The sequence below is a fragment of the Microbulbifer mixtoriginis (SeqCode) genome (genome assembly GCF_052466695.1).
This window is the reverse complement of the sequence record NZ_CP174285.1, coordinates 3,636,907-3,653,000: the sequence shown is the minus strand read 5'-3', so window position 1 is coordinate 3,653,000 and position 16,094 is coordinate 3,636,907. Positions and strand designations below refer to the sequence as shown.

13 protein-coding genes are annotated in these 16,094 nt (G+C 52.9%); 11 read left to right on the top strand and 2 right to left on the bottom strand.

Going from position 1 to position 16,094, the window contains the following annotated elements; all coding sequences use genetic code 11:
- The first annotated feature begins 173 nt into the window (after nt 1–173).
- The 9 genes from ACJJI0_RS15900 (at nt 174) to ACJJI0_RS15860 (ending at nt 12,804) form a co-directional block, all read left to right on the top strand.
- A complete protein-coding gene (locus ACJJI0_RS15900) occupies nt 174–1,805 on the top strand; it encodes a TldD/PmbA family protein (RefSeq protein WP_444883342.1) in 1,632 nt (543 codons plus the stop codon).
- A gap of 35 nt (nt 1,806–1,840) precedes the next feature.
- A complete protein-coding gene (locus tag ACJJI0_RS15895) occupies nt 1,841–3,172 on the top strand; it encodes a TldD/PmbA family protein (protein WP_444883341.1) in 1,332 nt (443 codons plus the stop codon).
- A 27-nt stretch (nt 3,173–3,199) separates the two neighbouring features.
- Nucleotides 3,200–4,831 carry a TldD/PmbA family protein gene (locus ACJJI0_RS15890; RefSeq protein ID WP_252084063.1) on the top strand — a complete coding sequence of 544 codons (1,632 nt, stop codon included), beginning with the start codon at nt 3,200–3,202 and terminating at the stop codon, nt 4,829–4,831.
- A 204-nt stretch (nt 4,832–5,035) separates the two neighbouring features.
- Nucleotides 5,036–5,761, top strand: a complete 726-nt coding sequence (locus ACJJI0_RS15885) for a DUF4159 domain-containing protein (RefSeq protein WP_444883340.1) — start codon at nt 5,036–5,038, stop codon at nt 5,759–5,761.
- A 2-nt stretch (nt 5,762–5,763) separates the two neighbouring features.
- The gene (locus ACJJI0_RS15880; RefSeq protein ID WP_444883339.1) at nt 5,764–6,762 is read left to right on the top strand and encodes an AAA family ATPase; all 999 of its coding nucleotides are present in this window, start codon (nt 5,764–5,766) and stop codon (nt 6,760–6,762) included.
- A 5-nt stretch (nt 6,763–6,767) separates the two neighbouring features.
- Nucleotides 6,768–7,670 carry a DUF58 domain-containing protein gene (locus ACJJI0_RS15875; RefSeq protein ID WP_444883338.1) on the top strand — a complete coding sequence of 301 codons (903 nt, stop codon included), beginning with the start codon at nt 6,768–6,770 and terminating at the stop codon, nt 7,668–7,670.
- A 1-nt stretch (nt 7,671) separates the two neighbouring features.
- A complete protein-coding gene (locus ACJJI0_RS15870) occupies nt 7,672–8,895 on the top strand; it encodes an N-terminal double-transmembrane domain-containing protein (RefSeq protein ID WP_444883337.1) in 1,224 nt (407 codons plus the stop codon).
- Nucleotides 8,888–11,116: a hypothetical protein gene (locus ACJJI0_RS15865; protein ID WP_444883336.1), complete on the top strand. Its 2,229-nt coding sequence runs from the start codon at nt 8,888–8,890 to the stop codon at nt 11,114–11,116. The genes ACJJI0_RS15870 and ACJJI0_RS15865 overlap by 8 nt, the downstream gene beginning before the upstream one ends.
- Nucleotides 11,113–12,804 (top strand): hypothetical protein, encoded by a 1,692-nt coding sequence (locus tag ACJJI0_RS15860; RefSeq protein WP_444883335.1) that lies wholly within the window; start codon nt 11,113–11,115, stop codon nt 12,802–12,804. Before ACJJI0_RS15865 ends, ACJJI0_RS15860 begins: the two co-directional genes overlap by 4 nt.
- Here ACJJI0_RS15860 and ACJJI0_RS15855 read toward each other — a convergent pair.
- Both ACJJI0_RS15855 and ACJJI0_RS15850 read right to left on the bottom strand, forming a co-directional pair.
- Nucleotides 12,796–13,356: a lipocalin family protein gene (locus tag ACJJI0_RS15855; protein ID WP_444883334.1), complete on the bottom strand. Its 561-nt coding sequence runs from the start codon at nt 13,354–13,356 to the stop codon at nt 12,796–12,798. The genes ACJJI0_RS15860 and ACJJI0_RS15855 overlap by 9 nt on opposite strands.
- A gap of 140 nt (nt 13,357–13,496) precedes the next feature.
- Nucleotides 13,497–14,273 (bottom strand): ferredoxin--NADP reductase, encoded by a 777-nt coding sequence (locus tag ACJJI0_RS15850; RefSeq protein ID WP_252084055.1) that lies wholly within the window; start codon nt 14,271–14,273, stop codon nt 13,497–13,499.
- Between the two features lie 124 nt (nt 14,274–14,397).
- Here ACJJI0_RS15850 and ACJJI0_RS15845 point away from each other — a divergent pair, with 124 nt between their 5' ends.
- Nucleotides 14,398–15,285 (top strand): LysR family transcriptional regulator, encoded by an 888-nt coding sequence (locus tag ACJJI0_RS15845; protein WP_252084054.1) that lies wholly within the window; start codon nt 14,398–14,400, stop codon nt 15,283–15,285.
- A gap of 300 nt (nt 15,286–15,585) precedes the next feature.
- A complete protein-coding gene (locus tag ACJJI0_RS15840) occupies nt 15,586–16,083 on the top strand; it encodes a hypothetical protein (protein WP_444883333.1) in 498 nt (165 codons plus the stop codon).
- The last annotated feature ends 11 nt before the right edge of the window (nt 16,084–16,094 follow it).

Below are 16,094 nucleotides of genomic sequence, written 5' to 3'. Positions count from 1 at the left end.
TTGCCCCTAGCAAACCTCATTTCACCGAACCAACACTTTACAAAAGCAATCATGGCCTGTTACCTGTATAGGTTTGTTGTCTGGACAAGGCGCCCGGCCGGGCCTCTTGTATGTATCGGGCACAATAACAATAAGCACACCCCCAAACCCTATTGGGGGGATAAAGGTAGCCAATGGAAAGAAGAAAATTCCTCAAGATCGCCGGCGTCGGCTCCAGTGGTATTTTATTACCACTGCAGGGCATTCAAGTCAGCGCCGAGCAACTGCTCAATGAGGGCATGCACAGCTCGCACAAACGACACCTGGCAGATGTCGCCCTGAATACGGCGCGCAAAGCCGGTGCCAGTTATACCGATGTGCGCATCGGTCGCTATCTCAACCAGTACGTGATGACCCGCGAAACTAACGTGGAGAATATCGTCAATACGGAATCCCTCGGCGCCGGTATCCGCGTAATCGCCAATGGCACCTGGGGTTTCGCCGCCACCAACGATCTGACTGCCGATGGCGTTGCCCGCGCCGCACGCCAGGCGGTTGCCGTTGCCAAGGCCAACGCCAAATATCAGACCGAGCCCGTGCGCTTGGCACCGGTTAAAGGCGCAGGCGAGGTTTCCTGGCAGACACCGATCAAACAGAATGCCCTGCAGGTGCCCATCAGTGAGAAAGTCGATTTCCTGATGGATGTTAACAATGGGGCACTCAAAGCCGGAGCCAGCTATATCCGCTCTTCCCTGTATTTAGTCAATGAGCAGAAATACTTTGCATCCAGCGACGGCTCCTATATCGACCAGGATATCCACCGCCTGTGGGCGCCCATGCAGGTGACCGCTGTGGATAAGAAAAGTGGGGCCTTCAAAACGCGTAATGGCCTCAGCGATCCAGTGGGAAGGGGTTATGAATACCTGGCTGGCCACGACAAAGACAAAATTCGCGGACAGACCACGCTCTACAAAGCCTCCTACGATATGGCCGAGGATGCCGTGCTCGCGGCCGAGCAGGCCAAGGCCAAACTTTCGGCCAAATCCATCGATCCGGGCAAGTACGACTTGGTACTGGAACCCTCGCACCTATGCCTGACCATCCATGAATCTGTAGGCCACCCATTAGAGCTGGACCGCGTGCTGGGCTACGAAGCCAACTATGCCGGAACCTCCTTCGCCACCCTGGATAAGTGGCGCAGCGGTAAATTCCAGTACGGCAGCGACAAAGTCACCCTGTTTGCCGACAAGGTACAACCGGGCTCCCTCGGTGCCGTCGCCTATGACGACGAAGGGGTAAAAACCAAACGTTGGGATCTGGTGAAAGATGGCATCCTGGTGAACTACCAGGCCACTCGCGATCAGGTGCATATGATCGACCAAAAGGAATCCCACGGCTGCAGCTACGGCGATAGCTGGTCCAGCGTGCAGTTCCAGCGCATGCCCAATGTCTCCCTGGCTCCGGGAGAGAAGAAGTACTCAGCCAAAGACATGATCCGCGATGTGGAAAAAGGCATTTACATCGTCGGGCGCGGCTCCTACTCCATCGATCAGCAGCGCTACAACTTCCAGTTCGGCGGACAGCTGTTCTATGAGATCAAAAACGGTGAGATCGTCGGCCAGGTTGAGGACGTCGCCTACCAGTCCAACACGCAGGAATTCTGGAATTCCTGCTCGGCGATATGCGACAGCAGCGACTACCGCCTGGGCGGAACCTTCTTCGATGGTAAGGGCCAACCCAGCCAGGTGAGTGCGGTATCCCACGGCTGCTCCACCACCCGTTTTGACCAAATTAATGTAATCAATACCAAGCGCAAGATTTCCTGAAGGGCGCACAAGAATAAGTAATTGGAGAAAAGGCAATGGCAATTCTGAGTAGAAGTGAAGCGAAGCGTATTCTCGATAAGGTTTTGAAATACAGCCGCGCCGATGAAGCCAGCGCGCAGCTGGCCGGCAGCGAGACCGGCAACATTCGCTATGCGCGCAACAGTGTTTCCACCAGTGGCATCGTCAACGATATCGAGCTGGCGGTAGAGGCCCGTTTCGGCAAGAAATCCGGTGTAGCCACCATCAACGAATTCAGCGATGCCTCCCTGGAAAAAGTGATGCGTCGCGCGGAAGAGCTGGCCAAGCTGTCCCCGGAAAATCCGGAAGCCATGCCGATGCTGGGCCCACAGAAATATGTCAGCGTAGACGGCTTTGCCAAGTCCACCGCAGATATCACCCCAGACCAACGCGCCAAGGCAGCCGCAGATTCCATTATTGCAGCCAAGGAAAAGAAGGTGGTTGCCGCAGGTTACCTGGAAGACGAGCGCTCTTTTGCCGCAGTCGCCACCAGTAAAGGCCTGTTCGGCTACCACGCCTCCACTTCCGCCAACTTCACCGTAACCATGCGCACCGAGAATGGCCTGGGTTCTGGTTGGGCCGAAAGTGATGTTACCGATTTCGGTGCAATGAATACCGGCAGTACTTCCTCTGTCGCCATCGACAAGGCGGTCCTGTCCCAGGAAGCCCGCGCCCTGGAACCGGGCAAGTACACCGTGATCCTGGAGCCCAATGCGGTGTCCGGCCTGGTGGGTTACATGATGAGCGGCTTTGATGCGCGCAGTGCCGACGAAGGCCGCAGCTTTATGAGCAAAAAGGGCGGCGGCAACCGTACCGGCGAGAAGATGTTCGACAAGCGCGTAAATTTCTACTCCGATCCCACCAGTCTCGATGTGCCGGCTCAACCCTGGACCGACGGTGACTTTATGCAGCTGGGGCGAACCGAATGGGTGAAAGACGGCGTAGTGAAAAACCTGGCGCGCAGCCGCTACTGGGCCGAGCAAAGCAAAGGCGAAGTGGTCCCCGAGCCCAAAAACCTGATTATGATCGGCGGCGATAAAACCACCGAAGAACTGATCAAAAATACCCGCCGCGGTATTTTGGTATCCCGCACCTGGTATATCCGTATGGTCGATCCGCAGTCCATGCTGCTCACCGGCCTCACCCGCGACGGCACCTTCTATATCGAAAACGGCAAGATCAAATACCCGGTGAAGAACTTCCGCTTCAACGAGAGCCCGGTAATCATGCTCAACAATATCGAAGATATGGGCGTCCCCCAGCGAGTGGGTATGTGGGGCATGTCCGCCATGATTCCCGCACTGAAAGTACGCGACTTTACTTTCAGTAGCCTTTCTGACGCCGTTTAACCGCCAGCACCACTTGAGGATAACGAAATGGATAGAAGAAAATTTCTCCAGCTCAGCGGTGCCGGCCTGGGGGTTTCCATGTTGCCGCTGTCCGGCAATCTGGTCGCCGAGAGCAAACTGACGCAAAGCGGTATTGATCTCTCGGTAAAAAAAGAATTTGCCGATGTAGCCCTGAATACCGCCACTAAACTCGGCGCCACTTATGCCGATGTGCGTATTGGTCGCTACCTGAATCAATACGTAATCACCCGCGAGATGAAAGTGCAGGACGTGGTGAACACCGAATCTATCGGCATGGGCATTCGGGTTATTGCTAACGGCACCTGGGGCTTTGCTGCCACCAATGACCTGACCGCCGATGGCGTCGCCCGCGCCACCCGTCAGGCAGTAGCCACGGCCAAGGCCAACTCCAAGTACCAGCAAGAGCCAGTACAACTGGCCCCGGTGAAAGGTCATGGCGAAGTCAGCTGGCAGACACCGATCCAGAAAAACGCTATGCAGATCCCCCTGGCCGACAAGGTGGATCTGTTGATGGATGTAAACAAGTCTGCCCTGGATGCCGGCGCCAGCTATATCAACTCCATGTTGTACCTGGTGAATGAGCAAAAGTATTTTGCCTCTACCGACGGCTCCTATATCGACCAGGATGTTCACCGTTTGTGGGCGCCCTTCTCGGTCACCGCAGTGGACAAGAAAACCGGCGGCTTCCGCACCCGCCAAGGCCTCAGCCAGCCGGTAGGACGCGGCTTTGAATACCTGGATGGCCGCGCCGAAGACAAGATCCAAGCGCAGACGGTGCTCTATCGCGATTCCTACGATATGGCCGAAGATGCACGCCTGGCGGCGCAACAGGCCAAGGAAAAGCTCACCGCTAAATCGGTAAAACCGGGCAAGTACGACCTGGTGTTGGACCCAAGCCACCTCTGGCTCACCATCCATGAATCCGTCGGCCACCCACTGGAGCTGGACCGCGTACTCGGTTACGAGGCCAACTTTGCCGGCACCTCTTTCGCCACTATCGATAAATGGCGCAGCGGCAAATTCCAATACGGCAGCGACAAGGTCAATCTGTTTGCCGATAAGGTACAACCCGGCTCTCTCGGCGCCGTCGGCTACGACGATGAAGGCGTGAAGACCCGCAACTGGGATCTGGTAAAAGACGGTGTGCTGGTGAACTACCAGGCCACCCGCGACCAGGTACATATGCTGGGGCAAAAGAAATCCCACGGCTGCTGCTACGCCGACAGTTGGTCCAGTGTGCAATTCCAGCGCATGTCCAATGTTTCGCTGTTGCCCGGCAAGGAAGAGCTGAGCGTCGACGATATGATCAAGGATGTGGAGAAAGGCATTTATATTGTGGGTGCCGGTTCCTTCTCCATCGATCAGCAGCGCTACAACTTCCAGTTCGGTGGTCAGCTGTTCTACGAAATTGAAGACGGCAAGATTACCGGCATGGTGGAGGACGTCGCTTATCAGTCCAACACCCAGGAATTCTGGAATGCCTGTTCGCAGGTCTGCGACAAAGATGATTACCGCCTGGGTGGTTCCTTCTTTGACGGTAAGGGACAGCCGATGCAAACCAGTGCGGTATCCCACGGTAGTTCCACTGCACGCTTCGACGGTATCAATGTGATTAACACCAAGCGCAAGCTGGGCTAATCACTGATCCACGCAGGGGTCAGGCCGGAAAACCGGTATGGCCCTAGCGTTATGATTAAAGGAAAGCAGGCACTTCACTCAAGACGCGCTGTGAATACGTCCCTGTACGCTCGTAATCGGCATCCATGCCTCATACGGTCTTGAGTGAAGTACCTACTTTCCTTTCTAGCTAACAATAAACCAACGCAGTAACAGAGTTATCCCGTGTCCCTCACCCGCAAGGCTTTTCTTCAGCGCCTGATCCTGGGTAGCTGCGCCGCAGCGCTGCCGCTGGGCACACGCGCACAAAATACCGCACCGGGTAGTGCGCAGGAGCACTACGATTTTTATTTCACCCGCTTGATGTACGAGTCTGGTGACTGGGATGTGGATCAGCGCATGCCTTCCAACCTGCTCAATTCACTGGTGGAATACACCAATCTCAGGGTTGATCCCAAAGAGCACATAGTGCCGCTGGCCGATAAGAAAATGCTGCTGGCGCCTTTCTGCTACCTGGCCGGACACAAGCTGGTGCAATTCACCACGGAAGAGGCAAAGAATTTTCGCGACTACGTCAATCGCGGTGGCTTTGTATTTGTCGACGACTGCAACCACGATATCGACGGTCTCTTTGCCAAATCCTTCGAAGAGCAAATGGCCGAGCTGTTTGGCGAAGACTGCCTGCAAAAGCTCCCAGACGATCACGACCTCTACCGCTGTTTCTTTCAATTCGATGAATTGCCGGTAACCAGCTTTGAATTAAATGGCTGGGGTGATGATCTGGTACATGACTACCTGAAAGCCATTGTTGTAAACGGCCGTATCGCCGTGCTCTACAGCAACAAAGATTTCGGCTGCGAATGGGACTACGACTACCGCAACAAACGCTGGCTCGCCATCGATAACACAAAATTTGCGGTGAACATTGTTATTTACGCACTGACGAGCTGATTATGCTGACCACCCTGGAAAATAGTATCGAAGAACAACTGCACAGCCTCGACAATCTGCAACAGGAGATTGCGCGAGTGATTGTCGGCCAGAAACCCGTGGTGGAGCAGATGCTGATCTGCCTGTTGGCCGGGGGCCACGCCCTGCTCGAAGGGGTGCCGGGGCTGGGTAAGACCCTGCTGGTAAAAACCCTCGCCGATGCCAGTGCGCTGGATTTTAAGCGGGTACAGTTCACCCCGGATTTAATGCCCGGAGATATTCTCGGCAGTGAGATCCTCGAAGAGGATCACAGCACCGGCAAGCGCTTTTTTAAATTCCAGCAGGGCCCGGTTTTCACCAATATCCTGCTCGCCGATGAAATTAACCGCACGCCGCCGAAAACCCAGGCAGCCCTATTGGAGTCCATGCAGGAAGGCTCGGTAACCGTGGGCGGTAAAACACTGAAATTGCCCGATCCTTATTTCGTACTGGCCACACAAAACCCCATCGAGCAGGCCGGCACCTATCCGCTGCCGGAAGCTCAGCTGGACCGCTTCCTGTTAAATATTCATATCGACTATCCCGATGAGTGGGACGAAGTTGAAATCCTGCGCTCCACCACCGGTGCCAGCAGGGTCAAACCCAGCCCCAGCCTGGATGCGGAGCAATTGCGCGAAATGCAGCAATTGGTGCGGGAAATTCATGTCAGCGACGATTTATACCGCTACGTGGCGGCACTAGTGCGCGCTACCCGTATGGAAACCAGCAGCAGCGATACTCTGCAACAGTGGATCAAGTGGGGCGCCGGCCCCCGCGCGGGGCAGGCTCTGATTCTCGCCGCCAAGGCGCGGGCCCTTTTGCAACGACGGCTCGCCGTCACCCGCGAGGATATCCGCAGCCTGTTACTGCCAGTGCTGCGCCACCGGGTGCTGCTCAGCTTCCAGGCCCAGGCCGATGGCGTGCAGATGCCACAGCTGATTGATGAATTACTGACGGCGGTGCCGGAACCGGGCCGGGACTGATCAGCGTGGAATACCTGTCCCCCAAAACCTTGGCCAGTTGTCGCGACCTGGTGTGGCTGTCACGGCATATCGCCGAGGGCGTGATGCTCGGTGTGCAACACAGCCAGCGCCGTGGCACCGGCCTGGAATTTCACCAATACCGAGGCTATCAAGCGGGCGATTCCATTCGCCATATCGACTGGAAACTGTTTGCCCGCAGCGATCGCTACTATGTGCGCGAGACCGAGCAGGAGAGCCGTATGCACGTGTGCTTTGTGCTCGATACCAGCGCCTCCCTGGGCCAGGCAAGCTTTGTAGAGCCCAGCCTGAATAAACTGCATTACGCCAAGTGCTGGATTGCCAGCCTGTGCTGGCTGCTCAACGCCCAGGGAGACAGCTATTCCCTATTGGCGTTTAACAGCAGCCGGACGGTTTATGTGCCCGAAGGCCAGGGTGAGAGCCACCAGCGCCAAATCGCCCTTCAGCTACAACAACTCGACACCAGCGACCACTGGCCAGATCACACTCAACTGGCGCCGCTGTGGCAATACTTTGAACGCCCCTGTCAGGTGGTGTTACTGAGTGATTTTTTTCAACAGGGCAATGAGATCGGCGATTTTGCCGCACGCCTGCATGCCGCCGGCCGCCCCTGCCTGCCACTGCAATTGTTAGTTGAGGCAGAACAGACTTTTCCTTTTGGCGGAGAGCTAAAGCTGCTCAATCCAGAAGTAAGCACCATTACTCCCGCAGCTTTAGAAGTGGACGCCGAGCGGCAACGCCAGTCTTACCTGGATGCTTTTGCTCAAGCACAGAGCGAGTTAAAAGCACGCTTTGCCACACAGGAGTGTTCACTACAGACCGACCTTATCGAGCAGCCTGTGGAAAAGTCATTGCAGCAATTTATTCAACTGCACGGCAGGTTTTGCTGAGATGTTGTGGATAAATAACTTATTTCAATCCCCACAGTGGCTATGGCTATTCACAGCCCTGATTATCCCTATCGCCATTCATTTGCTACGCCGAAGTAATCCACAGCGGATCTCCTTTGCTGCGCTGCAATGGGTACAAAGATATTCACAGAGTCGCACGCGCCGCCCTATTGTGGATAACAAGTGGCTGCTGCTATTGCGCCTGCTAATCGTCGCCCTGCTGGCAAGTTTATTGGCACAGCCGCTGATAAAACGGGAAATTTATCCCCAAGAGGGCGTGATACTGGTAGACCCCAGAATTGGGGCGGGCGAAGCGAATACATTTATCCACAATTCACTGCCACAGCTTGTCGGGGAAGGTTATAAAGTGCTGTGGTTATCCCCAGAAACACCCTCAGTAACCTCACCCCCACCACAAAATGTGGACCTGTGGAAAACTCTATCAGCACTATCACGCCGGGCGGATTTGCGCAGGGCTCATATCCTGTTGATAAACAACGGAGTTCCAACATCCCACCAGGCACTAAGAGTCAGTCCCCATTGGCAGTGGCACGGCCTCAACAAAGCATCCACAGCTCCGAGCCAGGCATTACCGAGTATCGCTTTAATGGGCAAAGCGCCCAGCTGGTGGGCGCCTGTGCTGGAAGACTGGCAAGGCAATATGCCGGGACTATCGGTGCATATTCAGGAACAAGAAGAGACACCCGATGCTGAGCAGGCAGATTGGTTGATCTACACGGGCCCCGAGCCCCTGCCACAAGCCGTGCTGGAATTTGTTTCAGATGGTGGCCTGTTAATCACCGACAACAGTATCCCCCCTACCGATAATCTCAACTTCGTTGCTGTGGATAACAACCAGTCAGCTCAAGCGGCCTCAATGGGACGGGGAAGTTGGCTGCGCTACGAAAGTGACTGGTATAACGAGGCCTTTTATCGCCGCGCAGATTTACCTGAACGCTTATGGCTGCACTGGTCTGGGCAAGACTGGGCTCTGCAACACCAAAATCGTGGCTATTGGTCTGCCAATAAAAAAGTAGTGACAAACATAGCTGGGGCAGGCCTTCCTGTAGAAGACAGCGAGGTAGAAAACCGTCGTATTGAACAACTGCAACCCTGGTTAATAGCCGCCCTACTGTTACTTCTGGCTTTTGAACGCCTAATTGTCCTATCGCGACCTGCAGTCATTATGGCAACCGATAGTAACGGGGAGGCCGACCATGGATAAGCGTGAGTCCACCCTTAACGCTGTGCGCAGGCGCTGGCAACTGACAGCCCTGCGGCCCTATCTCTGGCTTGCCACTGGCCTCAGCCTTCTGGCTGGCTTGGGTATTTTTGTATTCGGCTGGCCACAGTGGTTATTGCTCGCCTGGCTCGGAATTATTGTTGTAGCAATTCTATTGGATCGCAGCTGGCGCCCAAGCCCTGAAAGCCTATGTCGACAGTTGGATGGACAATATCCACAGCTGCAAGACAGCAGCCAGTTGCTTAGCCAACAGAAAACCAACCTAAGTCCATTGCAGCAATTACAGCGCACGCGTATCGAAACAGAGCTGCAACAACTGCTGGAAAGTGGCGACCGGTCGCCTTTCGGTCCAAAAAAACTCCGCAGTGCCCTGACAAATGCTTTTGGTGCCTGCCTGGGACTATTGTTATTTGTACTGAGCGATTCTCACTTCACCGGGGATAAAACTGAGACCACGCAACAAAATACAGCTATTCCCGTTGCCGAAAAGCTCGCCATAACCCGCGCGGCAACCCATATCCAGCCGCCCGCCTACACTGGGCTCACAGCCGAAAGCCAATCCCTACAAGTCGATGTGCCGGAGCAGTCCAAGGTCGAGTGGCAACTTGAATTGAATCAGCCGGTGCAAGGGCTGGAAATGCTGGCCGAGGCTGAGCGCTTCGCCTTTTCTCCACTAAGTGATCTACCCAGTAAAAAATGGCAGTTACAACGCACTATCGCTAAGGCAGACTTTTACCAGCTTTCAGTGCAATTCGCGGAGAGCCAAATACTTTTGCCGGAAATCCATAATATTCGGGTGCATAAAGACAGTGCCCCGGAGTTTACCTTTGAGGCACCCAGCCTGCGCGTCGATACCATTCAAGGGAGCACCCAAGGGATTTCCGTGAAAGTAATTATTACTGATGATTACCAGGTGAGGTCTGCGGATTTATTGGTCACCCTCGCCAGCGGCACCGGGGAAAATTTACGTTTTCGCGAAGAGCGTATTGCACTCACCAGTTTGCAATCCACTGCTTTATCAACAACTCCCTCGGAAGATAAGAAAGCAACTCGCTACGATTTCATCCTACCCATCCACCAGTTTTCCATGGAAGCGGGAGATGAACTCTACTGGTATCTGGAGGCCAGGGATAACCGCGAGCCCAGTGCCAACGTTGCCAAGAGCCAACACTTTATCTTGCGCTGGCCGCAAGAAGAGATTTTCGGGCTGAGTGACAGCGAGGGGATGGCGATTAAGATATTACCGGAGTACTTCCGCAGCCAACGCCAGCTGATTATTGACACCGAGGCCCTACTAGCCGAGCGAGAGCAGCTGCATCCGCAGGCGTTTCGCAAACGCTCCGAGGGTTTAGCCTATGAACAGAATTTGCTGCGCATGCGCTACGGCCGCTTTCTCGGCGAAGAGGATTCGGAAGCGGAGCATTCTGGCGCAAAAAGCGAGAAGCACGATGATGAAGAGGAGTCCGAACACGGCCATAGCCACGATCAAACAGAACAAGGTGAGCACCAGGCACATGGCGAAGAAAATGCCACTCCCTTTGCACAGCGAGACTCCCATTTCCAACAGGCAGAGCGCATAGCTGCTTCTGCCGGACACCGGCATGACAGCTCAGAGCATGCCACCCTGTTCGACCCCCAGACCAAGGAGCTACTGCGCAATGCGCTGAATGCCATGTGGAGTTCCTGGCGCGACCTGTCGGTTATAGAGCCCCAAGCCTCCCTGCCCCACCAGCACCGGGCTCTGCGCTTTATCAAGGAAGTACAGCAGGCTTCGCGTATTTACTTACAAAGAGTCGGGTTCGAGGCGCCCCCCATAGACGAAAGCCGCCGGCTTAGCGGTGAACGGGAAGACGTAGCGCCAGAAACTGTCGACAGTGCCTTTGAACAAAAACAAAGAGCACAGGTGCTCGCCCTAATGGCCCAAGTAGACTCTGGCGCCGAACTCGATACCGATCTGCTGGTGCAGATAAATGAGCTAGCCACAGAGCAATCATTAGATCTTGGCCTGGAGCTGTCCAAACAGCTGCGTTTATACCAGCAGCGCCACCAGCAGCCGAATTGCATTGATTGCGCAAACCCCCTGAATCAACTGCTCTATCAGCTACTGCCAGCACCGGAATCTGCGCCTTCACTGCCTTTGCAAACTGAGGCAGACGGCCATTTCAGCCGTTGGCTACACCAGCAAGGGGAGAAGTCATTGTGATTAATTTCTTGATACCCGGCCTGTGCCTGTTGGCCTGTTTAGCATCACTCGTACTATTGCGCCGCCGAGGCGCCAAGCCGTTCGACTATGGCCTGCAACTGGCGATTTGGTTGAGTGCCTGGATGCTCTGGCAGCCGCCGGCAATCATTCCCGCCGAGCGCAATATCTCTATCGACAGCAAACAGCTGACGAGCTCACATCCAATAAATCTCAATGGTGTGGAAAATATCTCCCTCAATGGGGAGCCACTCGGCCGCGACAAACTGCGAGACCTGGCACCAGTGCGCCTGGAGTTATCGAAGATCCAGGAATCTGATAGCAGTTGGGAATTCGACTGGCAGCGGCAAATTACCTTGGGTGATTCTATAAAATTGAAGGTTCACAACAACCAGCCACTGACTGAAAACCTACGAATTAGTCTGCTCAATCCCTACGGCCATATTGAAGACAGTCTTGAGCTGAATGTGGGAGAAGCAATTCAGACACAGCTCACTGCCATTCCAAAACTCACTGGCCCCCAGCTATACCGAGTACGGACGGAAAGCAAAGCCGGTGGAAGCCATACAGATCCTTTACCCATTCTGGTGCGAGAACCGCTCCAGCCCAAGTTGTTACTTTGGCTGGCACGCCCCTCTTTTGAGACAGCCGCCCTGTCCCGCTGGCTGCGTCAATCCGGCGTAGCAGCACAAGTGATGACTCAGTTGGCACCTGAAACTAGTAGAAAAGAAACTCTCAACGGCCTTCCACTTACCGAGTCTGCGGATTTATTCACGAATGAAAGTCCCTTCGATTTAGTGATACTCGATAGCAGTTTGTGGCCACAATTTTCTGCTCTGCAAAAGCGTCAGCTCAACGAACTGGCCACTACAAAGTCACTGTTATGGTTAGTCAGTGACGATAGCTCTGAAGAGTTTCTCCAATACGCTGCAGCCCAATCCATGCCTCTGCAAAGGGGAGAAGCACCCCATTTACATTCCGGCTTTGGCTACCAAAAAGCGGACAATGCGGAGATTCCCCCACTACGCAATCTAGGCCTTATAGCCGTGCAGCCCAGCTCTAGTGACTTCTTACTGGGTAATGAAGAAGTTCCCCTTTTCTGGGGACGTTCATCCCAGACGCAGCACTTGGGTTTTATTCTATTTAGCGACAGCCACCGCTGGCTGACCAGTGGGTTTGCTACTGAATTCGCCAGCCTGTGGAAGTCGATTATTGATTACCAACTCAAGCATTTAGGTAGTCAGCCGCCAGTAACCCTCTCCAATAAGTTACAGCGTATACAGGTACGCACGACCCTATGCAGCCCACTTTTTTCTAATCAGAGACCAATATTATTAAGCTCTCAACCTGAGTCCCAACCCATTGACGGGATTGCTGTAAGTACTAATACCCAGGGCCAGTGTTACAGCTTCTGGCCACAGAGTTCTGGCTGGCATCAGCTTAAGACTGATATGGATGGGGAGCCGGTATTAAACTTCTATGTCTTTGCTAAACAGGACTGGCCCAAGTGGCAACGGTCCCTAAATACCAGGGAGACCCGACAAATGGCCGCCGCACGCTTGGGGCCAGTTGATAATCGTTACTCAGGCAAAATGCCTATTGAGCGCCAATGGCCGGCTTTGATTTTGCTGTTATTGTTCTGCACAAGCTGGTGGAGGGAGCGCAGAATTTTGAACAGACCCTTATCTTGAAGACTGCGCGGAGGGTTTATTGCCCGGCTGCGCCTCCTGCTTGGGGAAAATCAGCTGGTCGACGGGATAACCCATCGCCTTAGCTTTCTGTAAAAACCGCTCCAGAACATCCTTGGGCATAGTCGGGGTGCGGGACAATATCCACAGATAGGATTTGTTATAGCCGGAAACCATCGCATATTGATAATCGCCTGCCAGGGCAATCACGATATAGGAAGAATAGAAGGGCCCAAGGAAAGAAACTTTCAAGTGTCCTACATCTTTTGCGCCAACAAACTCAGCCTTCCCTCTCGCCAATTGCCAATCATCACGCGCTTGTGAATAACCGGTATTCACCACTGCGACAGAACCATCGGGGTTGAGGCTGTAGTCCGCCGTTACCAGGGTCAGGCCCCGCTCGAAAGAGTGATCTAAGCGGGCTATCTCATACCAGTGGCCTAAATAGCGCTGCAGCTGGAAATTCTGTACGGGCTCAACCCCCTCCGGCACTCGTGTACAGGCACCTAGCCACAGGAAGGAAAACAGTAGTACTCCCAGCGAAAACCGCTTCATCTAGCCACTCCCAGCAAATTCACCCTCGAATCAAAATAGAAGGTAAGGGTTTTACAAGGTCAGGATAGTTTCGAGCGTTTGTATTTCACCCATAAAAAAACCACCCTGAGGGTGGTTTTTTTATGGGTGGACTGGCCAACTTATTTTTCGACGAAAGCGCGCTCAATCACATACTCGTGCGGTACCCCTGCGCGGGTCTCCTTGAATCCCCAGTCATCTAGGATATTGGTGAGATCCTTCAGCATTGCCGGGCTGCCGCACAACATAAAGCGGTCTTCCTCGACATTCGGCTTGGGCACATCCAGATCTGTAAAGAGCTTACCGGTCAGCATCAAGTCGGTCAGGCGGCCGGTATTACGATAAGGCTCACGGGTCACAGTAGGGTAGTAGAGCAGCTGCTCACGCACCATCTCACCAAAATACTCATGCTCAGGTAGCTCATTCTCGATTTGCTCCTGATAGGCCAGCTCAGAGACATAGCGCACCCCGTGGGTAAGAATCACTTGGTCGAAACGCTCGTAGACAGTGGGGTCTTTAATAATGCTCATGAAAGGTGCCAAACCAGTACCCGTAGACAGCAACCACAGGCGCTTGCCAGGTAGCAGGTGATCCGCAACCAAAGTACCGGTGGGCTTCTGGCTCACATAGATCTCATCACCCGGCACAATCTTCTGCAGACGAGAAGTCAGGGGTCCATCGGGTACCTTGATGCTGAAGAATTCGAGCTCATCTTCGTAGTTGGCACTAGCAATGGAGTAGGCACGCAGCAGTGGACGGCCGTTGTCCTGCTGCAGACCGATCATCGTGAAATGTCCGTTCTCAAAGCGAAAACCCGAATCTCGGGTGGTCTTAAAGCTAAACAGCGTGTCGTTCCAGTGATGGACATCCAACACCTTCTCTATATTCAATTTGGACATAAACTTAAAACCGGTTATTCCACGAGTCTCTTGATAGTTGAATTTTAGCTCTGGAAGATCTATTGGCAAAGTGGGATATTTCGATATTCCTTATCTATTTTAACGATTAAGTGGAGAATTCCCTTTGCGCTATACCTTGCGCCAACTGGAGGTATTCCTGGCCTGTGCCCACCACGAGAATGTGAGCCGCGCGGCAGAGAGCCTGAGCATGTCCCAGTCTGCCGCCTCCACCGCCCTAAAAGAGTTCGAACAACAGTTTGAGCTGCGCTTATTCGAGCGCACCGGCAAGCGCCTGCGCCTGAATGAGCTGGGTAGGCAACTATGGCCCAAGGCGGAGGAACTGCTGGAACGGGCACAGGAATTAGAACAGAGCCTCGCCAGTCATCGCGATCTGGGGCGCCTAAAAATAGGGGCAACCCTAACTATTGGCAATTACCTGGCAGCGAATGTAATGGCGCGATACATGGAAGAGCAACCCGGCACACGAGTGGAGCTGGAAGTCGCCAATACCTCGGCAATTACAGAGCGGGTGCTCAACTTTGAGTTAGACCTTGGGCTTATCGAGGGCGAGTTTAATCACCCAGATCTGGAAATGATTCCCTGGCGCAGTGATGAATTGGTCGTCTTTTGCGCCCCCTCTCATCCCCTCGCCAAACGCAAGCGCCTGACAGACAGAGATCTGCTCAAAGCCACCTGGATTACCCGGGAGCCCGGTTCCGGTACACGTCAGACTTTTGAGCGTGCAATGGTCGGACTACTACCAAAACTCCATATTTTGTTGGAGCTTCAGCATACAGAGGCAATTAAGCGAGCGGTGGAAGCTGGGCTCGGTATCAGCTGCCTATCTAGAGTCTCTTTAGCTGATGCCCTGAAGCGGGGTTCATTGATCGAATTGCCGGTATCGCAGAGAAATTTCCACAGAGAATTTTATTTCGCCCTTCATCGACAAAAATATAGAAGTGCGGGGATTGAGCGATGGTTGGAGTTATGCCAATCCATCGAAATCAATTAAATGAACCCTCAATGAGATTTAGTTTTCCGAGCACTACGGTATCAACTGCTAAATTTTAGCTTTTGACGGCAATATACATTTCTCAGTGTCGAGAAATTTAAAGATGACTGATGGGTATAAAATGAATATTGAGTTCCGCTATATTATTTTTCAGTGAAAAATCATCTGTCCTAAAGTTCGTTTAACCACTATTGTCAGGCTTTCTTATCTGGTAAATTATCGCGCATAAAAATTCGACAATTTATCAATTTGGCTACATCTGTATACTTCCTGGCAGTTGTAATATTCCTTTGAGGCAATATGAATATCAGCGGATTTAAAGTCGTACTAGCTGGTACAATTTTAAGTATCTCTTCTTTAGCAATGGCAAAAGATGTCATTAAGATCAATTCAGCAGCTCACTATCATGATGAGAAAGTAATTGCTGCCAATATACTTAGTGAATGCCCAAATCTCGGCTCTCAGTTTTCTAATTCGACCCTGAAGTTTCTTAGTAAATATGGATACTATATCTCTTCAACGTCTGAACTAAATCCTCAGTCAGAGGGCTATAGTCTCAAACTAAGTATTCTAAATGCCCTGAGTTCTGGTAACGCTTGGTTAGGACATAGAAAGTCGGTATCTATTGAGGCGGAACTTTACAATAATGGAAAATTAGTAGACAGTTTTACTAATACTAGAAATTCTAGCGGTGGATTTGGTGCAAATTTTAAAAACTCTTGCCAAGTACTCCAACGCTGTGTTCATACACTTGGTAATGATGTAGCGAAGTGGATGAAGAAAAACCACGAAATTTGATCCTAAAACTA